This window comes from Pseudomonas sp. 1 R 17, from assembly GCF_900067035.1.
Classification (GTDB): Bacteria; Pseudomonadota; Gammaproteobacteria; order Pseudomonadales; family Pseudomonadaceae; genus Aquipseudomonas; species Aquipseudomonas marginalis.
Genome location: NZ_FKLB01000061.1, coordinates 125,429 through 148,387, shown reverse-complemented (window position 1 = coordinate 148,387; position 22,959 = coordinate 125,429). Strand labels below are relative to the sequence as shown.

The 22,959-nt window shown below is 62.5% G+C and carries 19 protein-coding genes; 10 read left to right on the top strand and 9 right to left on the bottom strand.

Annotation, left to right across the window (positions count from 1 at the left end):
* Nucleotides 1-46: 46 nt before the first annotated feature.
* The gene (locus BFP99_RS25460; protein WP_065948502.1) at nt 47-1,747 is read right to left on the bottom strand and encodes an acid phosphatase; all 1,701 of its coding nucleotides are present in this window, start codon (nt 1,745-1,747) and stop codon (nt 47-49) included.
* 158 nt (nt 1,748-1,905) lie between these two features.
* Here BFP99_RS25460 and BFP99_RS25455 point away from each other — a divergent pair, with 158 nt between their 5' ends.
* Nucleotides 1,906-2,196, top strand: coding sequence for a nucleotidyltransferase family protein (locus BFP99_RS25455; protein WP_053134104.1), 291 nt, complete (start codon nt 1,906-1,908; stop codon nt 2,194-2,196).
* Nucleotides 2,193-2,537 carry a HepT-like ribonuclease domain-containing protein gene (locus tag BFP99_RS25450; RefSeq protein WP_053134107.1) on the top strand — a complete coding sequence of 115 codons (345 nt, stop codon included), beginning with the start codon at nt 2,193-2,195 and terminating at the stop codon, nt 2,535-2,537. The genes BFP99_RS25455 and BFP99_RS25450 overlap by 4 nt, the downstream gene beginning before the upstream one ends.
* 38 nt (nt 2,538-2,575) lie before the next feature.
* Here BFP99_RS25450 and BFP99_RS25445 read toward each other — a convergent pair whose 3' ends face one another.
* Nucleotides 2,576-3,994, bottom strand: a complete 1,419-nt coding sequence (locus tag BFP99_RS25445; RefSeq protein ID WP_027606949.1) for a short-chain fatty acid transporter — start codon at nt 3,992-3,994, stop codon at nt 2,576-2,578.
* A 185-nt stretch (nt 3,995-4,179) separates the two neighbouring features.
* Between BFP99_RS25445 and BFP99_RS25440 the strand changes: the two genes are divergently transcribed.
* Nucleotides 4,180-5,469: an MFS transporter gene (locus tag BFP99_RS25440; protein WP_065923992.1), complete on the top strand. Its 1,290-nt coding sequence runs from the start codon at nt 4,180-4,182 to the stop codon at nt 5,467-5,469.
* A gap of 3 nt (nt 5,470-5,472) precedes the next feature.
* On the opposite strand, the gene BFP99_RS25435 is transcribed toward BFP99_RS25440, so the two are convergent.
* Nucleotides 5,473-6,843, bottom strand: coding sequence for a GntT/GntP/DsdX family permease (locus tag BFP99_RS25435; protein ID WP_065923993.1), 1,371 nt, complete (start codon nt 6,841-6,843; stop codon nt 5,473-5,475).
* A gap of 185 nt (nt 6,844-7,028) precedes the next feature.
* Between BFP99_RS25435 and BFP99_RS25430 the strand changes: the two genes are divergently transcribed.
* Genes BFP99_RS25430 through BFP99_RS25420 form a run of 3 tightly spaced genes read left to right on the top strand, consistent with a single transcriptional unit; the run spans nt 7,029 to nt 12,539 of the window.
* Nucleotides 7,029-8,249 (top strand): TolC family protein, encoded by a 1,221-nt coding sequence (locus BFP99_RS25430; RefSeq protein WP_065948501.1) that lies wholly within the window; start codon nt 7,029-7,031, stop codon nt 8,247-8,249.
* Nucleotides 8,250-8,267: 18 nt separating this feature from the next.
* Nucleotides 8,268-9,374 carry an efflux RND transporter periplasmic adaptor subunit gene (locus BFP99_RS25425; RefSeq protein WP_065923995.1) on the top strand — a complete coding sequence of 369 codons (1,107 nt, stop codon included), beginning with the start codon at nt 8,268-8,270 and terminating at the stop codon, nt 9,372-9,374.
* An 18-nt stretch (nt 9,375-9,392) separates the two neighbouring features.
* A complete protein-coding gene (locus BFP99_RS25420; RefSeq protein ID WP_065948500.1) occupies nt 9,393-12,539 on the top strand; it encodes a CusA/CzcA family heavy metal efflux RND transporter in 3,147 nt (1,048 codons plus the stop codon).
* Here BFP99_RS25420 and BFP99_RS25415 read toward each other — a convergent pair.
* The 3 genes from BFP99_RS25415 to BFP99_RS25405 form a co-directional block, all read right to left on the bottom strand.
* Nucleotides 12,463-13,899 (bottom strand): heavy metal sensor histidine kinase, encoded by a 1,437-nt coding sequence (locus tag BFP99_RS25415; RefSeq protein WP_065948499.1) that lies wholly within the window; start codon nt 13,897-13,899, stop codon nt 12,463-12,465. The genes BFP99_RS25420 and BFP99_RS25415 overlap by 77 nt on opposite strands.
* On the bottom strand, nt 13,896-14,570 hold the full coding sequence (locus BFP99_RS25410) for a heavy metal response regulator transcription factor (RefSeq protein ID WP_027606942.1): 675 nt from the start codon (nt 14,568-14,570) through the stop codon (nt 13,896-13,898). Before BFP99_RS25410 ends, BFP99_RS25415 begins: the two co-directional genes overlap by 4 nt.
* Before the next feature lie 339 nt (nt 14,571-14,909).
* Nucleotides 14,910-16,229: an OprD family porin gene (locus BFP99_RS25405; protein WP_065948498.1), complete on the bottom strand. Its 1,320-nt coding sequence runs from the start codon at nt 16,227-16,229 to the stop codon at nt 14,910-14,912.
* A 225-nt stretch (nt 16,230-16,454) separates the two neighbouring features.
* On the opposite strand from BFP99_RS25405, the gene BFP99_RS25400 reads away from it, so the two are divergent.
* The gene (locus BFP99_RS25400) at nt 16,455-16,787 is read left to right on the top strand and encodes a DUF2790 domain-containing protein (RefSeq protein ID WP_065923999.1); all 333 of its coding nucleotides are present in this window, start codon (nt 16,455-16,457) and stop codon (nt 16,785-16,787) included.
* A gap of 110 nt (nt 16,788-16,897) precedes the next feature.
* Nucleotides 16,898-17,473 (top strand): flavin reductase family protein, encoded by a 576-nt coding sequence (locus tag BFP99_RS25395; RefSeq protein WP_065948497.1) that lies wholly within the window; start codon nt 16,898-16,900, stop codon nt 17,471-17,473.
* Between the two features lie 6 nt (nt 17,474-17,479).
* Here the strand turns inward: BFP99_RS25395 and BFP99_RS25390 are convergent, their stop codons facing one another.
* Entirely contained in the window at nt 17,480-18,289 is an 810-nt protein-coding gene (locus BFP99_RS25390) for an AraC family transcriptional regulator (RefSeq protein WP_065948496.1), read from the bottom strand.
* Nucleotides 18,290-18,426: 137 nt separating this feature from the next.
* Here BFP99_RS25390 and BFP99_RS25385 point away from each other — a divergent pair, with 137 nt between their 5' ends.
* Nucleotides 18,427-19,065 (top strand): LysE family transporter, encoded by a 639-nt coding sequence (locus BFP99_RS25385; protein ID WP_065924002.1) that lies wholly within the window; start codon nt 18,427-18,429, stop codon nt 19,063-19,065.
* A gap of 44 nt (nt 19,066-19,109) precedes the next feature.
* The gene (gene ddlA / locus BFP99_RS25380) at nt 19,110-20,204 is read left to right on the top strand and encodes a D-alanine--D-alanine ligase (protein ID WP_065948495.1); all 1,095 of its coding nucleotides are present in this window, start codon (nt 19,110-19,112) and stop codon (nt 20,202-20,204) included.
* Between the two features lie 166 nt (nt 20,205-20,370).
* Here ddlA and pgeF read toward each other — a convergent pair whose 3' ends face one another.
* Both pgeF and ggt read right to left on the bottom strand, forming a co-directional pair.
* A complete protein-coding gene (gene pgeF / locus BFP99_RS25375) occupies nt 20,371-21,093 on the bottom strand; it encodes a peptidoglycan editing factor PgeF (protein ID WP_065948494.1) in 723 nt (240 codons plus the stop codon).
* 23 nt (nt 21,094-21,116) lie between these two features.
* A complete protein-coding gene (gene ggt, locus BFP99_RS25370; protein ID WP_065948493.1) occupies nt 21,117-22,946 on the bottom strand; it encodes a gamma-glutamyltransferase in 1,830 nt (609 codons plus the stop codon).
* Between the last annotated feature and the right edge of the window lie 13 nt (nt 22,947-22,959).

Sequence of the window (22,959 nt, the reverse complement as noted above, 5' to 3'; positions counted from 1 at the left end):
AAACCGCGTGCTAAATCGCCAGGCATGTCGCTATTGGATAAGCGTCCTACACGCTGAACTGCAACGCGTTGCTCAAATCCCCCATGGGTTTCTGGCCTCGGGCAATCATGGCGTCATCGCGTTGCTTGAGCCCGTCCAGGGTCTCCAGCTGGAAGACCCGCGTAATCAAGCGCAGGATCGACGCGGTGTCGTACACCGTATGGTCCACGGTGCCTTTACGCGCGAAGGGCGAGACCACCAGCGCCGGAACCCGTGTGCCTGGGCCCCAGCGGTCGCCTTTGGGCGGGGCGACGTGGTCCCACCAGCCGCCGTTTTCATCGACGGTCACCACCACCACCATGTTTTTCCACTGCGGGCTTTCCTGCAGCACCTTCAAGGCGCGGACAATATGGCGGTCGCCCGACGCCACGTCGGCGTAACCGGCGTGCATATTCAGGTTGCCCTGGGGCTTGTAGAAGCTCACGGCTGGCAGCTTGCCGGCCTGGGCATCGGCGAAGAACTTATTGGTGCTCGCCTCATCGCCCAAACCGCCATCGCGCAGGCGCTTGTCACGCTCGGCACGGTTCTCGGGGCCCTGCTGCTTGAAGTAGTTGAACGGCTGGTGGTGGTACTGGAAGTTAGGGATCTTCGGGATACCGCCCGAATCCTTGAACTGATCCAGCGTTGCCTGCCATGCCCCGGCGTACCACGCCCAGTCGACGTTCTTTTTCGACAGCTTGTCGCCGATGTGCTCATGGGTCTGCGGCACCAGTACGTTGGGCAGGTCGGCTTTTGCGTAGTCCGGGTTTTCCGGGTCACGAATCCAGGTCGGCCAATACGGCGGCGCCAGGGTGTTCACGCCGTAACCGTCCGGGGTCAGCGCGCTGGGGCCGAACTGCGGCGGGCCGGTCATGGCGCTCGCCGGGGATTTATCCAGCGGCTTGAGACGCGGGTCGGTGGGGTCATCGCTTTGCAGCGTGGCGATCTGCGCCTTGGCCACCGACTGCGCGGCATTCGGGTAGAACGGCGCGGTGGCGCTGATCAGGTATTGATGGTTGAGGAACGAGCCACCAAACGCCCCCTGGAAGAAGTTATCGCAGAGCACAAACTCCTTGGCCACGTCCCACAGGCGCAGGGAATAGCGACTTTGGGCGTAATGGCCCATGACCAGGCCGCCGGAGTCGGCCCAGGCGACGAAACCGTCGTTCTTGCCGCCGTTGATCTGCATCTGGTTCTGGTAGAACACGTGCCACAAGTCGCGGGTGACCAGGCTCAACGGCAGGTCTTCGGCGTTCGGGCCCTTGAGGGCGAACGGGGCGTTGGGCAGGTTTTCCTGGAATTGCACTTCGCTGGGGTAAGTCACCCCGTCCACGCTTTGCGGGCCCACTTGCAGCACACCGCCCCAGGCCGGGGGCAGGGTGGTCAACAGGCTGCCGTCGCGGTCGCGTTGCTGTGTGTCGGCGGCGGAAAGCGCCGACAGCGGTTTCTCAACGCCTGGGAAGTCCGCAAACAGATTGTTGAAGCTGCGGTTCTCGGCATAGATCACCACCACGGTCTTCACCTGGTCGTGCAATGCCTTGTCCAGCTCCTGGGGCGTGAGCGGCCGCGCCACCGGCTTGCCCGGCGTCTCACTGCTGTTGCCGCAGGCACTCAAGGTCGCGCCAACCCCCAACACCGCCGCGCCCCCCAGGAAGCGCCGACGGCCGGTGTCTACCGGCGGTTGGGCTACGGAATCGGGGGAAGGGCGGTCTTCGTGATCATCACTCATTGCGGGGAGTCCTTGCTGGCGAAATGTTGCAAGATATTTCGCAGGACGGTAGCAATGCAATGTGACGGAACGAAGACAGCGGTGTGATGAGCAAGACGTGTCTACGCTTGGCCAGCGCTGCTAGACTTGCCCGATAATGGACATCACTGAGGTGAACCGTGAAACCTTCAACCGCCCTTGATCTAAAACGTGCAGCCGTCAGAGAAGTGGTGGGCCGATTTCGCATCTCAAACCCAAGGGTATTTGGGTCTGTATTGCTGGGTACCGACCAAGAAGGCAGCGACCTTGATTTGCTGGTCGATGCGCCGCCGGGAACCACTTTGTTTGATCTTGGCGGGCTGCAAGTCGAGCTTGAGGACCTGCTAGGGGTCAATGTCGATCTACTGACGCCTGCCGATTTGCCGTTGAAGTTCCGCGCAAAAGTGCTGGCTGAGGCACGGCCTGTATGACAGCAAATCGCCTCGGGGATTATCTGGATCACATAAGGCAGGCCACTGCTGACGCGATCAGTTTTGTAGAGGGCCTTAGCAAAGAAGAGTTTCTGGAAGACAGGCGTACTCAACAAGCAGTGGTCATGAGTCTGATCATCATTGGTGAGGCGTCGACGAAAATCATGGATCTGCACCCGCACTTCGCTGAGGCTCATTCACACATTCCTTGGCGCAGCATGCGGGGAATGCGTAACCGCATCGCCCACGGTTACTTCGATATCAACCTTGATGTGGTTTGGGACACCATCCAGAGCGCGCTGCCTGATCTATTGGCGCGTCTTCCTGTAACTGCAGTGTGATTGCACCTGTTGCAACAACAGGTGCAGTCATCAGTTATTCAAGGCATGACGGGCGGTAAATACTTCAACGTCGTCCCCAACGCCCACAGCAGGAACAATACCAGCGGCGTGTGCACCAGCAGCTGCACAAACGAAAACCCGATCAAATCCCGCGCCTTCAACCCCAACACTCCCAGCAACGGCAGCATGTAGAACGGGTTGATCAGGTTCGGCAGCGCCTCGGCCGCGTTGTAGATCTGCACCGCCCAGCCCAGGTGGTATTGCAGGTCATTGGCCACTTGCATCACATAAGGCGCTTCGATGATCCACTTGCCGCCGCCTGACGGAATAAAGAAGCCCAGCACCGCCGAGTACACGCCCATCAGCAGTGCATACGTGTCGTGGGAGGCGATGGACGTGAAGAAGGTCGAGATATGGTGCGCCAGGGTCTGGCCGTCGCCGCCCTTGACCACGGTCATCAGCGCCGCAATCGAGCCGTACAGCGGGAACTGGATCAACACGCCGGTGGTGGTCGGCACTGCACGGGCCACCGCATCGAGGAAACTGCGCGGGCGCCAGTGCAGCAGGGCACCGACCATGATGAACAGGAAGTTGTAGGTGTTCAGCCCCGAAATCGCGCTGATCGCCGGCTTGGTCGAGAACTCATGGAACAACCAGCCCGCCGCCAGCAATGCCAGCAGAATGGTCAGCAACGGGCTGTGTTCCAGCCATTCGCCGGGGCGGCCCGGTGGTTGCAGCTTGGGCAGGTTGAAGGCCGGGTCGACGCCACAGGCCTTGGCGTCACGGGCGCTGTTGGGGCCGGGCGCGGTGGCGTAGGCGATGATAAGCGACACCACGATCAGTGCCAGCAACAGCACGCCGGATTGCCACAGGAAGATGGTGTCGGTAAACGGGATCACCCCGGTGATCGACAGGATCGACGGCGGCAAGCTGGCCGGGTTGGCCTGCAATTGTGCGGCTGACGACGACAGCCCCAGCGCCCACACCGCGCCCAACCCAAGATAGGCCGCCGCACCCGCAGCACGGTAGTCCATGCGCAAATCCGTACGACGGGCCAGCGCACGCACCAGCAAACCGCCGAACACCAGGGACAGGCCCCAGTTGAGCAATGACGCCACCATGGAAATCAACGCAACCCACGCCACGGCTGAGCGGCCGTTCTTCGGGATACGCGCCAGGCGGTCGATCAGCTTGACCGCCGGTGGCGAGCTGGCGACCACGTAGCCACCGATCACCACGAAGGCCATTTGCATGGTGAACGGGATCAGGCTCCAGAACCCGTCGCCAAAGGCCTTGGCGGCTTCGGTCGGCGCGGCGCCCATGCCCAGGGTCGCCACGGCGACGATGATCACGGCGAGGGCGGCGAACACCCAGGAGTCGGGGAACCAGCGCTCGGCAAAGTTCGAGCAGCGCAGGGCAAAGCGGGCATAGCGGCTTTCTTCGATAGCATCGGCCACGAGTCTTTCCTCTTGTATTTATTATGGTGTCGGCAATTTTTCGGCATGTTCCTCCACGGCCATTGATATGGGAATGCAGTTATCTTCATCGATCCATGAGGAAAACAAATATATCTGCCGCGATTGCCATCAACCGGCGCAGCTCATAACCTGCACGCCATTTTGTTTGTCTGCCGAGCCTCAACATGACTGCCACCTCTGTTCCACAGGCGCAGCGTTTTTCCCGCTCCGACTACAAGACCCTGGGCCTGGCCGCCCTGGGCGGCGCCTTGGAAATCTACGACTTCATTATCTTTGTGTTCTTCGCGCTGACCCTCAGCCAACTGTTCTTCCCGGCGGAAATGCCCGAGTGGCTGCGCCTGCTGCAAAGCTTTGGCATCTTCGTCACCGGCTACCTCGCGCGTCCGCTGGGCGGCATCCTGATGGCGCACTTCGCCGATCACCTGGGGCGCAAGCGCGTGTTCAGCCTGAGCATCCTGATGATGGCGTTGCCGTGCCTGCTGATCGGGATCATGCCCACCTACGCACAGATCGGTTATTTCGCACCGCTGATCCTGCTGGTGCTGCGCGTGCTGCAAGGTGCGGCGGTGGGCGGTGAAGTACCCAGCGCCTGGACCTTCGTCGCCGAACACGCACCGCGCAACCATCGTGGTTATGCCCTGGGCTTCCTGCAAGCCGGCCTGACCTTCGGCTACCTGCTCGGTGCGCTGACTGCCACGCTGCTGGCACAGGTCTTCACCCCGGCCGAAATCCTCGACTACGCCTGGCGCTTCCCCTTCCTGCTCGGCGGTGTGTTCGGCGTGATCGGCGTGTGGCTGCGGCGCTGGCTCAGCGAAACCCCGGTCTTCCTCGAAATGCAGGCCCGCCGCCAGGCCGCTGCCGAGCTGCCGCTGCGCACCGTACTGCGTGACCATCGCGCCGTACTGTTGCCGGCGATGATCCTCACCTGCGTGCTCACCTCCGCCGTGGTGGTGCTGGTGGTCATCACCCCGACCATGATGCAGAAAACCTTCGGCATGAGCCCCAGTCACACCTTTGCCTTGAGCGCCCTGGGCATCGTCTTCCTGAATATCGGCTGCGTCCTCGCCGGCCTGCTGGTGGACCGCATCGGCGCCTGGCGCGCGGTGCTGGTCTACAGCCTGCTGCTGCCGGTGGGTATTTTCCTGCTGTACGCCAGCCTGATCAGCGGCGGCATCTGGCTTGGCGCGGCGTACGCGCTGGCGGGCTTGAGTTGCGGGGTAGTGGGCGCGGTGCCGTCGGTGATGGTCGGCCTGTTTCCGGCGCAGGTGCGGGTGTCGGGCATTTCCTTCACCTACAACATCGCTTACGCACTGTGGGCGAGTACCACGCCGCTGATGCTGATCGCGCTGATGCCGACCAGCCCGTGGATTTGCGTGGGGTATTGCGTGGTTATGGGCGCGGTGGGGGTGGGGTGTGTAGCGCTGTTTGGCAAGCGCCACACCTTGGCGGCCTGAAGGTCAGGTCAAGAAGTGCCACAGCAACAGCGTACCGACCAACCCGACCACCGAAACAATCGTCTGCAACACCGACCACACCCAAATCGTCTGCTTCAGCTGCAAGCCAAAGTACTCGCGCACCATCCAGAACCCCGCATCATTGACGTGGCAGAAGAACACCGAACCTGCGCCGATCGCCAGCGCCACCAGTGAGCTTTGTGTCGCCGCCAACCCGGCCATCATCGGCGCGAGGATGCCGGCGGTCGTGGTGGTGGCGACCGTGGCCGAGCCGGTGGCCTGGCGCAGCGCCACGGCGATCAACCAGGCCAGCAGCAGGTACGGCATGTGCGCTCCTTCGGCGACTTTGCTGATGGTTTGGCTGACGCCGGCATCCAGCAAGGTTTGCTTGAGGCCGCCGCCGGCGCCGATGGTCAGCAGCAACACGGCGATGGGGGCAAGGGCCTTGCGCAGGGTGTTGCCGACCTCAGCGCGCGGCATCCCGGCGGCCCAGCCCAGGCAGATCACGGCGGCGATCACCGCCAGGCCCAGGGCGATCAGCGGTTCGCCGAGGAATTTCAGGGTCAGGCCCACGCTGCTTTCCGCTGGCAGCGCGACTTTGGCCAAGGTGCTGCCGAGCATCAGAATCACCGGCAACAGAATGATCAGCAATGACACGCCAAAGCTCGGCTGGCGCGGGGCCTTGGGCGGGGCGCTGAACAGCGCGCCGATGTCGGCCGGCTCATCCACATGCAGGCGCTTGGACAGCCAGTTGCCATAGAGCGGCCCGGCGAGGATCACCGCCGGCACCGCCAGGCAAAAGCCCAGCAACATGGTCAGGCCCAGGTCGGCGTGTAACGCGCCCACCGCAATCAGCGGCCCCGGGTGCGGTGGCATCAAGGCGTGCAAGGTGGTCATGCCCGCCAGCGCCGGGATGGCGATTTTCAACAGCGGCTGGTTCGAACGTTTGGCCATCACAAAGATGATTGGCACCATCATCACCAAGCCCACTTCGAAGAACAGCGGCAGGCCGATCACCATCGCCACCAGCGCCATCACCCATGGCAACGACTTGCCCTTGCCCAGCCCGAGCAGGGTGGTGGCGATGCGGTCGGCCGCGCCGGATTCCGCCATCAGCGCACCCAGCATCGAGCCCAGGGCAATGATGATCCCGGCTTCACCGAGGATCGCCCCGGCGCCCTTGCTGAAGGCCTTGGCCACTTCTTCCGCTGGCAACCCGGCGCCGACCCCGGCGATAAAGGTGCCGATCAGGATCGACAGGAACGGCGGCAACTTGGTCGCGCTGATCAGCACGATGATGCTGGCGATGGCCAGCAGTACGCAGAGCATGAGACGGGTGTCGTGAACCATCCACGCGGCAGTCGATAACGCCAAGGCGAGACTCCTTATCGAACAGGTTGGGAAAATTGTTTCTTTTTGTTTCCTGCCCCAAAAGCATACCTGATAACGCCCGCCCCAGAGCCATTGCTGTCGGATTTGTAATCTTTGCTCCACCGCTTTGATAAGTCGCGAACGCTACATTCTCCCGGCTTTTACTTTATGGGCGTGGAACTCTCGTTATGGCAATTTCCGTTAGAAAGCTGGTGGGGGCGACGCTGTTGTGGGGAGCTGCCAGCATTGCCCAGGCACAAACCCTCACCCTCGACGCGGCCCTGCAAACCGCCTTCGCCAACAACCCCGACCTGGCGGCCGCGCAATGGGAAATCGAGATCGCCGCGGGCGGTCGCCAGCAGGCCGGGTTGATCCCCAATCCGGTGGCGTCCTGGGATGCCGAAGACACACGTCGCGATACGCGTACCACCACCCTCAAGCTCAGCCAAACCCTGGAACTGGGCGGCAAGCGCGGTGCCCGCATTGACGTGGCGACGCGTGCCCAGGACGCCGCCGTACTGGCCTTGGAACAGCGCCGCAACACGCTGCGCGTCGAGGTGATCGACGGCTACTACGGTGCCCTGCGCGCCCAGGAACGTCTCGACCTGGTGCAGCGCTCCCTGGCCTTGGCCGAGCGCGGGCTGGTGGTCGCCAACGGCCGCGTGACTGCCGGCAAATCCTCACCGGTGGAAGCCACGCGGGCCCAGGTGCAGTTGTCGGAGATCCGCCTCGAACTCAATCGCGCACACATGGGCCTCACCGACGCCTATCGCCGCCTGGCCGCCAGTACCGGCAGCGCGGCGACCGACTTCCAGACTGTCTCCACGCCAAGCCACTCCACACCGCCGTTGCCGTCCGCCACACAACTGTTGGCGCGCCTTGAGCAGACCGCCGAACTGCGCCTGGCCGAACTGCAGATCGTGCAGAACGAAGCCAGCGTGGGCCTGGAAAAAGCCCAGCGTATTCCCGACCTGGATGTGTCCATCGGCAGTCAGTACGACGCCAGTGTGCGCGAGCGGGTGAACCTGGTCGGCGTGTCGATGCCGATTCCGTTGTTCAGCCGCAACCAGGGCAACGTACTTGCCGCCACGCGCCGTGCCGATCAGGCCCGCGACCAGCGCAACGCTGCCGAATTGCGCCTGCGTACCGAAACGCGCCAGGCCCTGGACCTGTGGCAAACCGCGAACAGCGAAGTGCGCGCATTCAACCAGCAGATCCTGCCCGCCGCCCAACGCGCGGTGGACAGCGCCACCCGCGGCTTCGAGATGGGCAAGTTCAACTTCCTCGACGTGCTCGACGCCCAGCGCACCCTGATCGCGGCGCGCACCCAATACCTTGCGGCCACCGCCCAGGCCACCGATGCCTGGCTGCGCATCGAACGGATTTACGGCGACCTCGCCCGGTTTTGATTTTTTCTGGAGTGCCTTATGAATAAACGACACGGCGTGGCGCTTGCCGTCGCCTTGGGCCTGATGCTGTCCGGCGTGGCCAACGCCGAGGAAGAAGAAGGCACGCTCGAGCTGACTGAACAACAAATCCAGGCCGCCGGCATCGAGCTCGCCGAGGCCCAACCCCGGTCGATCAGCACATTGCTGACGCTGCCGGGGGAGGTGCGTTTCGACGAAGACCGTACCTCGCATATCGTCCCGCGCGCGGCCGGTGTGGTGGAATCCGTGAAGGTCAATCTTGGCCAGGCGGTGAAGAAGGGCGAGCTGCTCGCGGTGATCGCCAGCCAGCAGATTTCCGACCAGCGCAGTGAGCTGGCGGCCAGCGAGCGTCGGGTTGAACTGGCGCGTATTACCTTCCAGCGTGAACGCCAGTTGTGGCAGGACAAGATCTCCGCCGAGCAGGATTACCTGCTGGCGCGCCAAACCCTGCAAGAAGCTGAAATCGCCTTGAACAATGCCCGCCAAAAGATGACCGCGCTCAGCGGCAACACCGTGCTGGCCGGCGGCAATCGTTACGAACTGCGTGCGCCGTTCACAGGCGTGGTGGTGGAAAAGCACCTCGGTGTCGGCGAGGTGGTGAGCGAGACCAGTAACGCCTTCACGCTGTCTGACCTGTCCCAGGTGTGGGTCACCTTCGGCGTATTTCCCAAGGATTTGAACAAGGTCCGGCTCGGCAAACCGGTGAAAGTCAGCTCCACGGAAATGGGCACCGATGTGCAGGGCAGCGTGGCCTATGTCGGCAATTTGCTCGGCGAGCAAACACGCACCGCCACCGTGCGTGTGACGGTGCCCAACCCCGACGACGCCTGGCGCCCAGGACTGTTCGTCACCGTGCAACTGGCCACGGACACCTACCAGGCCAAGGTCACCGTGCCGCAAACGGCGATCCAGACCGTCGAGGAAAAACCCTCGGTCTTCGTACGCACGCCTGACGGTTTTATCACCCGCCATCTTGAGCTTGGCGCCAGTGAAAACGGCTACGTCGAAGTGCGCCAGGGCCTGGAGGCCGGTGCTCAGGTGGCCACCACCGGCAGCTTCATCCTCAAGTCCGAATTGGGCAAGGGCTCGGCCGAGCACGCCCATTGATCCTGCGAGTGATTTCCCATGTTTGAGCGCCTTATCCAATTCGCCATCGAGCAGCGCATCATCGTGCTGCTGGCGGTGCTGTTGATGGCCGGTGTCGGCATTGCCAGCTATCAGAAACTGCCCATCGACGCGGTGCCCGACATCACCAATGTACAGGTGCAGATCAACTCGGCGGCGGCCGGTTTTTCGCCGCTTGAGACCGAGCAGCGCATTACCTTTCCCATCGAAACCGCGATGGCCGGCTTGCCGGGGCTGCAGCAGACCCGTTCGCTGTCACGCTCCGGCTTGTCCCAGGTGACGGTGATCTTCAAGGACGGCACCGACCTGTTCTTCGCCCGCCAGTTGGTCAACGAGCGCCTGCAAGTGGCCCGCGAGCAATTGCCTGTGGGGATTGAAACCGCGATGGGGCCGATTTCCACCGGCCTCGGGGAAATTTTCCTGTGGACCGTGGAGGCCGAGGAGGGCGCACGCAAGGACGACGGTACGCCCTACACGCCGACCGACCTGCGGGTGATCCAGGACTGGATCATCAAGCCGCAACTGCGCAACGTGCCCGGTGTGGCCGAGATCAACACCATCGGCGGCTTCGCCAAGGAATACCAGATCGCCCCCGACCCCAAGCGCCTGGCGGCCTATAACCTGACCTTGAACGATCTGGTCACGGCGCTGGAGCGTAACAACGCCAACGTCGGTGCCGGCTACATCGAGCGCAGCGGCGAGCAATTGTTGATCCGCGCGCCGGGGCAGGTGGCGTCCATCGACGACATCGCCAATATCGTCATCACCACGTCCGACGGCACGCCGATCCGTGTGCGCAATGTCGCCCAGGTCGAGATCGGCCGTGAGCTGCGTACCGGCGCCGCCACGGAAAACGGCCGTGAAGTGGTGCTGGGCACGGTGTTTATGTTGATCGGAGAAAACAGCCGCACGGTGTCCCAGGCGGTGGCTTCCAGGCTCGAACAAATCAACCGTTCGCTGCCCGAAGGCGTGGTGGCGGTGACCGTCTACGACCGCACCAACCTCGTCGAAAAAGCCGTTGCCACCGTGAAGAAAAATCTCTTCGAGGGTGCGCTGCTGGTGGTCGCGGTGCTGTTCCTGTTCCTTGGCAATATCCGCGCGGCGCTGATCACCGCGATGGTGATTCCCCTGGCGATGTTGTTCACCTTTACCGGCATGTTCACCCACAAAGTCAGCGCCAACCTGATGAGCCTCGGCGCGCTGGACTTCGGCATTATCGTCGACGGCGCGGTGGTGATCGTCGAGAACGCCATCCGCCGCCTGGCCCATGCGCAGCAGCGCCATGGTCGTTTGCTGACCCGCAGCGAGCGCCTGCACGAGGTATTCGCGGCGGCCAAGGAAGCGCGGCGTGCGCTGATCTTCGGGCAGCTGATCATCATGGTCGTGTACCTGCCGATCTTCGCCCTCACCGGTGTGGCCGGGAAGATGTTCCACCCCATGGCCTTTACCGTGGTGATCGCGCTGCTGGGGGCGATGATTTTGTCGGTGACCTTCGTGCCAGCGGCGATTGCGCTGTTCGTCACCGGCAAGGTCAAGGAAGAAGAAAACCTGGTGATGCGTACCGCACGCCGGGCCTATGGGCCGGTGTTGGATTGGGTGATGGCGCGCCGGCCACTGGTGTTCGGCTTGGCCGTGCTGGCCATTGTTGCGTCGGGCATGGTGGCCAGCCGCATGGGCAGTGAGTTTATCCCCAGCCTCAGTGAGGGCGACTTCGCCCAACAGGCCCTGCGCGTGCCCGGCACCAGCCTGACGCAATCGGTGCAGATGCAGCAGCAACTGGAAAAAACCTTGATGGCCCAGGTGCCGGAAATCGAACGGGTATTCGCCCGTACCGGCACGGCGGAAATCGCCTCCGACCCGATGCCGCCGAATATTTCCGACAGCTACGTGATGCTTAAACCGAAGGCGCAATGGCCGAACCCGAATAAATTCCGCGAAACCCTGATCGCCGATATCCAGCGCGCCAGTGCGATTGTGCCGGGCAGTGCGTACGAGCTGTCGCAACCGATCCAGCTGCGTTTCAACGAGCTGATCTCCGGGGTGCGCAGTGATGTGGCGGTGAAGGTATTCGGCGACGACATGGCGGTGCTCAACACTACCGCCGCAGACATTGTCGAGACCTTGCAAGGCCTCGATGGCGCTTCGGAAGTGAAGGTCGAACAGACGTCCGGCCTGCCGGTGCTGACCATCAATATCGACCGTGACAAGGCCGCGCGCTTTGGCCTGAATGTCGGCGATGTGCAGGACACCATTGCCGTCGCCGTCGGTGGGCGCCAGGCCGGTACCCTGTATGAAGGTGACCGGCGTTTCGACATGGTCGTGCGCTTGTCCGACGCGCTGCGTACTGATATCGACGGCTTGTCGCGGCTGTTGATTCCAGTGCCGGCACTGGCCGGGAATGCGGCGGGGCAGTTGGGGTTCATTGCGTTGTCCCAGGTCGCCAGCCTGGACCTGGTGCTCGGCCCGAACCAGATCAGCCGCGAGAACGGCAAGCGTCTGGTGATCGTCAGTGCCAACGTGCGCGGGCGGGATATGGGGTCGTTCGTGGACGAGGCCGAGGCGGCGATCACGGCGCAGGTGAAAGTCCCGGCAGGTTACTGGACCACCTGGGGCGGCCAGTTCGAACAGTTGAAGGAAGCCGCCGAGCGTTTGCAGATCGTGGTGCCGGTGGCGTTGCTGCTGGTGTTCGGGTTGTTGTTCATGATGTTCAACAACCTCAAGGACGGACTGCTCGTGTTTACCGGGATTCCGTTCGCGTTGACCGGCGGGATCATGGCGCTGTGGTTGCGCGATATTCCGCTGTCGATCTCGGCAGGCGTGGGCTTTATCGCCTTGTCCGGCGTGGCGGTGCTCAACGGCCTGGTGATGATTGCCTTCATCCGCAACCTGCGCGAGGAAGGACGCTCGCTGTCGGTGGCTATCCACGAGGGTGCGCTGACCCGCCTGCGCCCGGTATTGATGACCGCGCTGGTGGCCTCCCTGGGGTTTATCCCCATGGCCCTGGCCACCGGCACCGGCGCCGAAGTGCAGCGTCCGTTGGCGACGGTGGTGATCGGCGGGATCATTTCTTCTACCTTGCTGACCTTGCTGGTGCTGCCGGCGTTGTACCAGTGGGCTCATCGCCGGGAAGAGGAAACACCAGGTTGAACCGTGTGAACCGTCCGGGCTGGCTGCTGACGTGGGCGTGCCCCTGATGCAGCTGCATGATCGACTGCACAATGGCCAGCCCAAGCCCCGTGCCACCTTCGGCGCGGGTGCGGCTGCTGTCGGCGCGGTAGAAACGTTCGAACAGATGCGGCAGGTGGTGGGCTTCGATGCCACGCCCGGGGTTGCCCACCGACAACGCCACGCTCTGGTCGTAGGTCTCCACCAGCAGCAGCACGCTGGAGCCTTCGGGCGTGTGGCGGATGGCATTGGACAGCAGGTTGGAAATGGCTCGCTGGATCATCAGGCGATCGCCCGTTACCCAGGCGTCGCCGCGCAGGCTGAGGGTCACGTGTTTGTCTTCGGCGCTGAGGGCGAACAGCGCCATCACCCGTTGTGCTTCTTCGCCCAGTGACACCGGGCCAAATCCGGCACGCGCCGCCGGATGGCTGACCTGGGCCAGGAACAGCATGTCGGAGACGATGCGCGACAGGCGTTCCATTTCCTCGGTGCAGGATTCCAGCCCCGCCTTGTACTCCTCCGAGGGCCGTTCGCGGGACAGGGTCACCTGGGCCTTGCCCATCAGGTTGGTCAGCGGCGCGCGCAGCTCGTGGGCGAGGTCGTCGGAGAACTGCGACAGCTGCTGCACACCGGCGTCCAGGCGACGCAGCATTACGTTGATGCTTTGCGCCAACTCGCCCAGCTCCTGGGGCAGGTTGTCGATGGATAAGCGGTGGGTCAGGTCCTGGGTCGTTACCTGGGCCGCGACATGGCTGAACTGCTTCAAAGGTGCCAACCCACGCTGCACCAGCCACCAGGCGCCCATGCCGATAAGGATCAGCAGCATCGGCAGGGCGATGAGGGTGGCGCGCAGGTAGGCACTGAGCAGGGCCTGGTCATCCCTGCGGTCCAGCGACAGCAACACCCGTACGCGCTCGCCGCTGGCCAGGCGCATCAGGCTGGAGGCACTGAGTACCTGGTTGCCGTCCTGGTCTTGCCAGTTGAGGTAACCGAGGGTTTCCCGGGGGGAGAAGTCGGTCAGCAACGGTTCCTGGGGTTTGGCACCGACACTGAGCAGCACCGCGTTATCGGGTGCGGTGCCGACGATGGTCAGGTAGAAATTGTCGTGGCCCATCACCAGGTCCAGCAACGAGTGGGGACGGGCTTTGATTGCGTGGGTGTCCAGGCCCAGCGCGAGGCTGTGCTGGAGCTGTTCCATCTTGCTTTCCAGGCCCTTGCGCGCGAGCTTTTCCAGCTCATGGGTCAAGGCCAGGTAGGCCAGGGTCGCCAGCAGCACCACCAGCCCGGCGCCCATGAGGCTGACCGTCAGTCCCAGGCGCATCGACAGGCTGCTGGTCCTCATTGGCGCGCCTCCAGCACATAACCCACGCCGCGAATGGTGTGGATCAGCTTGACCTCGCTCTGGTCATCGACCTTGCCCCGCAGTCGGCTGATGGAGACCTCGACCACGTTGGTGTCGCAGTCGAAGTTCATGTCCCACACCAGCGAGATGATCTGCGTGCGGGTCATTACCTCGCCGGCCTGGCGCATCAACACATGCAGCAGGGCGAATTCCTTGGTGGTCAGGTCGATACGCCGGCTGCCGCGATAGGCGCGATGGCGGCGCGGGTCCAGCTCCAGGTCCGCGACGCGCAGCACATCCGGCAGCGGGATATGTTCGCTACGGCGCAGCAAGGTGCGCACACGGGCCAGCAGTTCGGGGAACTCGAAGGGTTTGACCAGGTAATCGTCGGCGCCCATGTCCAGGCCCTTGATCTTGTCGGCCAGGCGGCCGCGCGCGGTCAGCATCATCACGCGCTGGTTGCCGTCCCGGCGCAGTTGTTCCAGTACCTCCCAGCCGTCGGTGTTGGGCAGGTTCACGTCGAGGATCACCAGTTCGTAGGTGTGCTGCCGGGCCAGGTGCAGGCCGTCGATGCCGCTGGCGGCGCAATCGACGACGTAGCCACTTTCGGTCAGGCCTTGCTGCAAGTAATCGGCGGTTTTCTGCTCGTCCTCAACCACAAGGATACGCATGGGGATTTACCTTCAAGGAAAACGAAAGGAGATGGCCTCATAGAGGCTTGAATAGGCTGTAGGAAAACTCTGAAGCCTGAAGTAGCTTTAGGGTCAAGCCGCGTCAGGCCGGTGCGACGATTCGTCACTGACCGGGCACGCAAAAAAAACGCCCCGGCTGGGGCGTATAAAATTCATCTCTGTTCCAAAGGAGCTACACAAAAGCCGCAGAGATGAGAAGTGTTCGATGCGCAATATAAAAAGTGCAACTTAACGAGAAGGTGAGGCCGATATTACAGTTCTGACAGACTTCAACCTGTGAACAGATGTAGGGCATCGGCAAGTGAATGTAAGCGCGTCTTAAAGCACCGCCAGTGGGTATTCGATAATGACGCGGACTTCTTCAAGGTCGGACTCGAATGAACTTGAGCGCACGGTGGCCTGGCGCAGACGCAGTGATAAATCCTTCAAGTTGCCGCTTTGCACCACGTACTTGGCTTCGATATCCCGCTCCCAGCGGCGCTGGTCGGTGAGCGGATCGCCGGCGGCATCGCGGCGCATATACACCGCGTTGGCGTTGCTGTAGTCGGCGCCGGTGCCCTTGCCGTAGCGGGTCATGAACGACAGGCCGGGAATGCCGAATGGCTGCATGTCCAGGTCGTAGCGCAGCATCCACGAGCGCTCCTTGGGCGAGTTGAAGTCGCTGTACTGGATCGAGTTGTTGAGGAAGATCGAGTCCGACTGGCGCAGGTAATCGAAGTCGTCATCGCCGTTGTTGCGCTGGTGCGACACGGCCAGGCTGTGGGCGCCCACCTTCACGCCGAGCCGGGCGCTCCAGATGCTATTATCGAATTCACCCAGCAGCTTTTTGCCTTCATCCACGGCCTTGTAGTAGTTGATGTCGCCGAACAGCGAAACGTCTTCGTTCAGCGGGTAACTGGCGGCGCTGCCGACGTAGTACTGGTCCCAGGCGTCCTTCAGGCGGCTGCTGTACAGGCTCAGGCCGAGGTGTTTGTTCACGGTGTAGTCGCCGCCGAAGTAGCCGATCCAAGGTGAATCGACCGGGCCGGCGTAAAACGTTGCGAACCCTTTGTTCATGCCGCTTTCGTTGGGTTGGCTCATGCCGCTCAAACGCCCGCCCTGCAAGGTCAGGCCTTCCAGGCTGGTGTTTTGCAGGGTCACGCCACGGAAGCTTTCCGGCAACACCCGCGAATCGCCGTAGGCCACCACGGGAGTCAGCGGGAACACGTCGCCGGCCTTGATCACCGTGTCCAATACCCGCAGTTTCGCCGCGCCGCCGACCTTGCTGTAGTTGTCTTCGGGATGGTTGTTGCTGTCCACCGGCAGCATGCCGAACGAGCCCTTGCCGCCGCTGCGGCCGGTGCCCGAGTCGAGTTTCACGCCGACCATGGCGAAGGCGTCCAGGCCAAAACCCACGGTGCCCTGGGTAAAGCCGGATTCGAATTTACCGATCAGTCCCTGGGCCCAGGCTTCGGAATAGCCATTACCGGTGGGGCTGGATTGGCCCTTGCGGTCATCGCGATTGAAGTAAAAATTGCGCGCCAGCACGTTCACGCTGCTGCCTTCGATAAACCCTTCAGGTTTGTCTTCCGCGGCCGCGGCTGCCAGGGGCAATGTGGCGATCAGTGAAAGGGGAAGGGTGTAGTAACGGATCCGCATGTTTCGCTCCTCGGTGTTGGCAGTTATCAGCTTCTTATGGAGGCGGGCGTTCTTATTGATCTGGCCCGGGCTGATAGTTGCAAACCGTGGATAACGATTGGGTGGCGTGAACATTACAATTCTGGAAGCTCGTCGCCACCTAACAAATAAGTAATGTTCTGGTGAACATCGCGTCAGGGTTCGTTCGTTAGTCTCGGCACTGAACTTTCAGTCGAGGAATAGGTGATGAACTTTTATAAAACCGCTCTGGGTGTATTAACGGCCGTCCTGTCTTTCGGTGCATTGGCCGAAGGCGGCGGTGATCGCACCTTTGCCCTGATGATGGAGCGCAATGAAAAGGCCATGGCCGATTACGCCGTGAGAAACGGCAAGCCAGTGCCCCAAGTGCAGGCGTATCGCTATGGGATGAAGCTGGACATTGCCAAGGTGGTCAACGTGACGCCGCCGATCCGCGCGTGCAGTACCGTGCCTTCGCGCATGACCTATGAAGACTCCAGCGGCAAGCTCACTACGTTGGAGTACCAAGTCATGGGCGTGTGTCGAAATAACGGCAGTTAAATATGCTGGCGCTCAACGCGTAGGACGATTCACTAGCCAACTGTCGAGCTGATCCATAGGGCTGACGCTTGGGGTATCGTAGGCTTTTTCGTTTGAAGAGCCGATCCTCCATGAGCCCTACTCACTGCCGCCCCGTTCCGTTGTCCAAGTCCTACCGTTTGCTCAATCACGGGCCAACCGTACTGGTGAGTGCGGCCCACAACGGCCAGCGCAATATCATGGCGGCTGCCTGGGCTATGCCGCTGGATTTCGAACCGCCGAAAGTCGCGGTGGTGTTGGACAAGGCCACCTGGACTCGCCAATTGCTGGAAGGCTCCGGCACCTTCGTGCTGCAGGTGCCCTGTGTGGCCCAGGTCGACCTCGTGCAGACGGTCGGCAATACCACCGGCACTGAGAGTGATAAGTTCGCCGCTTATGGCCTGCAAACCTTCAGCGGTGAACACACGGAGGCGCCGTTGCTGGAAGGCTGTGTAGCCTGGCTGGAATGCCGCTTGCTCCCCGAGCCCCACAACCAGCAGACCTATGACCTGTTCCTCGGCGAAGTAGTTGCGGCCTATGCCGACGAGCGCGTGTTCAGCGAAGGCCGCTGGCACTTTGAAGGGCATGATCAGTTACGCACCTTGCACCATGTAGCGGGTGGGCATTTCCTGAGCATCGGCGAGCCCATCGATGGGCATTCGCTATAAGCGCACTCAGCGCCCGAGCATCTTCACCCATCGCGACGGCGGCATACCGTAGGTGCTGCGAAATTGCCGGGTCATGTGGCTCTGGTCGGTGAAGCCGGCGGTCAGCGCCGCGTCCACCAGCGACTGCCCCTGCGCCAGCAGACTGCGCACCAGGTCCAGCCGGCGCATCGTCAGGTAGCGATAGGGGCTGGTGCCGAACAGCACGCGAAAGTCCCGTGACAATGCCCAGCGGTCGCGGCCGGCGTGGTCGGCCATTTCGTCCAGGGTGATGCTGCGGCCCAGGGCGCTGTGGATAAACTCGCGGGCGCGCTCGGCGGCGACGTAATCGAAGGTCTTGCGGCTGACGATGGCGCCAGCGGCGTTGCTCAACGCGTGGGCCAGGTCGAACATCGCGTCCTGTTCCTGCAACGGGTCAATCGGATGATCAAGGTTCTGCAGCAGCACTTCGCTGGCGCGGAACAGCCTTGGGTCAGTGGATAAACCACTGGGGATAAACGGCAACGGCTTGCCGCCAAGGATCTGCTGGATCAGCGACGGCTCCACGTAAATCATTCGGTACTTGAAACCCTCGTCACTGCCGGCGTGACCGTCATGGGTCTCATCGGGGTGAAGCACCATGGTGGTGCCGGGCAGGCTATGGATCATGTCGCCGCGGTAGTGAAAACTCTGCACGCCAGACAAGGTACGCCCGATGGCATAGGTGTCGTGGCGATGGGGGTCGAAGGCGAAACCGGCGAAGTACGCCTCGATACGGTCCAGGCCGCTGGCATGGGGGGCACGGTGCAGCCAGTCGAAGTTGCGGGTCGGTTTGCCCATGGTGGCTTGTCACAAAAAGAGGTGGAAACACGTTAACCCAGTCTGCATCCCTTGTCTGCCGGGGTCTTGTACGTTTGTGCAGGCGGCGGGCGAGGTCTATGCTCCCTGCTCGTGCCCTGCGCTGATGGAACCGCCCAATGGAATTTATCAACCCCACCTATGTGGCGCCTCTGGTCTCGCTGGCCCTGCTGTGGACGGTGGCGGTGGTGACGCCGGGTCCCAACTTCTTCAATACCGCGCAGTTGGCCGCCAGTTGTTCGCGCCGTCATGGCGTGGTGGCGTCGGCGGGCGTGGCTACCGGCACGATCATGTGGGGGCTGGCGGGTGGGCTGGGCATCAAGTCGCTGTTTACCGCCGCGCCCATGTTGTACCTGGCGTTCAAGATCATCGGCGGCTGCTACCTGATTTACCTGGGGCTGAAACTGTTCAAGCGCTCGGCACCGGCGATGGGCCAGAGCTTGTTGCCGGACGAAGCGCGCCGCTCGTTGTTTTCCGCCTGGCGCCTGGGGTTACTGGGCAACCTGTCCAACCCCAAGGCCGCGTTGTTCGTCGCCACCATCTTCGCCTCCACCATGCCGCCGTCGCCGTCGCCGATGCTGCTGACCCTGGCGGTGATCACCATGGCCAGCTTGTCGTTCAGCTGGTATGCCTGCGTGGCCCTGGTGTTTTCCAGTGCGCACATGGCCAACCTCTACAGCCGCTCGCGCAAATGGCTCGACCGTTTTGCCGGCGGTTGCTACGTGTTGTTCGGCGCACACCTGGTAGCGAATCGCTGACCGTCCGTGGTAAGAAGCCTTACTTTCAACAGTGAGGCCGGGTCATGAGCAAGGTGCGGGTAGGGATTATTTTTGGTGGCCGTTCGGCCGAGCACGAAGTCTCGTTGCAGTCGGCGCGCAATATTGTCGATGCACTCGACCGCACACGCTTCGAGCCGGTTTTGATCGGCATCGACAAGGCCGGCCACTGGCACCTCAACGACACCTCGAACTTCCTGATCAACCAGGAAAACCCGGCACTCATCGCCCTTAACCAATCCAATCGCGAATTGGCGGTGGTACCCGGCAAGGCCAGCCAGCAGGTGGTGGAAACCTCCGGCAACGGGCTGCTGGCACACATCGATGTGATCTTCCCCATCGTCCACGGCACCCTCGGCGAAGATGGTTGCCTGCAAGGCCTGTTGCGCATGGCTGACCTGCCTTTCGTCGGCTCCGACGTGCTCGGCTCGGCAGTGTGCATGGACAAGGACATCAGCAAACGCCTGCTGCGCGATGCCGGCATTGCCGTGACCCCGTTCATCACCCTGACCCGCAGCAACGCCGCGCGTACTTCCTTTGACACAGCGGTGAATAAACTCGGCCTGCCAATGTTCGTCAAACCGGCCAACCAGGGGTCTTCGGTGGGTGTGAGCAAGGTTGGCAACGAGGCTGAGTACCACGCCGCGGTTGAACTGGCCCTGGGTTTTGATCAAAAGGTGCTGGTGGAGTCGGCGGTCGAGGGCCGCGAAATTGAATGCGCCGTGCTGGGCAACGAAAACCCTGTCGCCAGCGGCTGTGGCGAGATCGTGGTGAACAGCGGCTTTTACTCCTACGACAGCAAATACATCGACGGCCAGGCGGCCCAGGTGGTGGTGCCGGCCGACATCAGCCATGCAGCCAGTGAGCGGATCCGCCGCTTGGCCCTTGAGGCGTTTGAAGTGTTGGGGTGCGCAGGGTTGGCGCGGGTCGATGTGTTCCTGACCGACGATGGTGAAGTGCTGATCAACGAAATCAACTCACTGCCCGGCTTCACTCGCATCAGCATGTACCCCAAGCTGTGGCAGGCAGCGGGCATGAGTTACAGCGAGCTGGTGAGCCGGTTGATCGAGCTGGCGTTGGAGCGGCATGCGGGGCGGAAGGGGTTGAAGATCAGCCGTTAACGGATGGGATAAATACCTGTGGCGAGCGGGCTTGCCCCGCGTTGGGCTGCGTAGCAGCCCCAATAAGAGCGCTGCAGTGTGCCAAGCAGGTCCGGGGCTATATTTTGGGGCTGCTTCGCAGCCCAACGCGGGGCAAGCCCGCTCGCCACAAGGGCGCGTAGGTTCGTCAGGGTCTACGAGCAATCCACGAATAAATCAACGTCTTCGCTTCCTCCGGCTGATGCGTCCTTCTGCGGTAGCTGGCAAACGTCGGCGACGTGCAGTAGGTGCACACTTCGCTCACTTCGATCTGCTCCCGCTTGACACCCGCCGCTTGCAGCAGCAACAACCCATACCCGCTCAAGTCAAACCACGCACTGCCTGCTTGCCGTGCATGGGGCGGGGTAATTTCCGGGGACAGCAGCGGTGCCGGTTGCACGAAGCACCACGGTGCCTGGGCGTGTTGCCACAGGTGCCCTTGGTCACTCTGGAACTCGGCGATAAACCCTTCGCTCACTTCATAACAGCACGGCTTGATCGATGGGCCGATAGCCACTTGCAGTTGGTCGGCTGCAATCCCCTCGGCGGCAAAGTGCTGCATGACGTTGGCGATAATCCCGCGTTGCAGCCCCTTCCAGCCGCCATGGACTGCGGCTACCCGTTCGCCGGTTTTCGACGCGAACAGAATGGGCAGGCAATCTGCCGTGATCACCGCAATCGGGTGAGCGCGATGCGTCGACACTGCATCGGCCTCGATCGTATTGGTCACCTGTCCCGCCTGCCATTCAATCACCGAGGCGCTGTGCACTTGCTTGCAGATGAACACTTCATCCGGGCGCCGTGGGTCATCGATCGAACAGAAACTGTGGTCGATGCCAGGGATGGCAGCGAGATTTTCAGCCTGATGCAAGGGATCACCTCCGTTCAATAAAGTCAGTCGCCGAGCGCTTCGCCTTCGCGCCGAGGGTCGGCGCCGCCGCTGAGCGACACCTTACCCTGGGCGTCCCGCTTGAGCACGATGGCCTGGATGCCGCTGGTCATGTCTATCTCGCTCAGCTCATGGCCCTTGTCCTTCAACACCTGCTTCAGGCCTGGGCTGAACAAGCCCGCCTCCAGCTCGGTAGCCCCATTGCGGCTGCCGAAATTGGGCAGGCCGATGGCGGTTTGCGGGTCGAGGTTCCAGTCGAGCATCGCCACCAGGGATTTGCTCACGTACTCGATGATTTGCGAGCCGCCCGGCGAACCGAGCGTGGCCAGCAACTCACCGCTCTCGCGGTCGAACACCAGGGTCGGCGCCATGGCCGAGCGCGGGCGTTTGCCGGGTTGCACGCGGTTGGCGACCGGCTGGCCGTTTTCTTCGGGGATGAAGGAGAAGTCGGTCATCTGGTTATTGAGCAAAAAGCCTTGGACCATTACATGGGAGCCAAACGCGGCTTCCACCGTGGTGGTCATCGACACGGCGCCGCCCAGGTCATCGACGGCGACGACTTGTGACGTGGAGATGCGCAGTGGCGAACGGTCTGGTGCGTAGGCGACTTGAATACCCGCCGGTCGGCCCGGCTTGGCGATGCCCATGCTGCGCTCGCCGATCAGCGTGGCACGCTGTGCGAGGTAATTCGGAGCCACGAGGCCGGCCACCGGCACCGGTGTGAAGTCCGCATCGGCCACGTACAGCGCGCGGTCGGCAAAGGCCAGGCGACCGGCTTCGGCGATCAGGTGCACGGCCTCGGGCGTGGGCTCAAGCCCGGCAGGCGAGGCGCTTTTTATCGGTGTCATCGGCGCGATGGCCAGGTGCGGGTCGCGGGCTTCCAGGGCCTGCAATGTGCCGAGCATCTGCGCCACCGCAATCCCGCCTGAGGACGGCGGCGGCATGCCGCAGACTTTCCAGCGCTTGTAATCGGTGCACAGCGGCACGCGTTCCTTGGCGACGTAGCCCTTGAGGTCGGCTTGAGTCAGGCTGCCCGCATTACGGTTGCCCTGCACCTTGCGCGCAATCTCATCGGCAATCGGCCCGTGGTACAAGGCGTCCGGTCCTTCCTTGGCGATGCGCTTGAACACAGCGGCCAGCGCCGGGTTTTTCAGTCGTGTACCGGTGGCTTTAGGCGTGCCATCGGCATTCAGGAAGTAGGCCGCCATCTCCGGCGATTGCGGGATAAAGCGGTCAGCGGCGATCAGGCTGTGCAAGCGCGGTGAAATCGCGAAGCCCTGCTCCGATAAGCGAATCGCCGGCTCGAACAGCTGGGCCCATTGCAGGCGGCCGGTCTTCCTATGGGCCATTTCCAGGGCCCGCAGCACCCCTGGCGTGCCCACCGAACGCCCGCCGATCTGCGCGTCGGTGAAGGCCATCGGCGTGCCGTCGGCGTTCAGGAACAACCGCTCGGTCGCCCCGGCCGGGGCCGTTTCCCGCCCGTCATAGGCGTGCACGTTTTTCCCATCCCACAGCATGATGAACGCACCGCCGCCAATGCCGGAGGATTGTGGTTCCACCAGGGTCAACACCGCCTGCATCGCAATGGCAGCGTCAATGGCCGACCCGCCCTGGCGCAACATCTCGCGTCCGGCCTCGGCCGCCAGCGGGTTGGCAGCGGCGGCCATATGGCGCTCGGCATGGCGGGTGCTGAGGTCGGTGCGATAGCCCGAGCCCAACTCCGGTGCCGGTGGCTGTTCGTTGACCGGGGTGTGGCAGGCAGCCAGGGCAAGGGCTGCCGCCATGAGCGACAGTTGGCGGCGGGAAATCGAAAACACGTGCTGAACTCCGTTCATTGTGCGAATGATC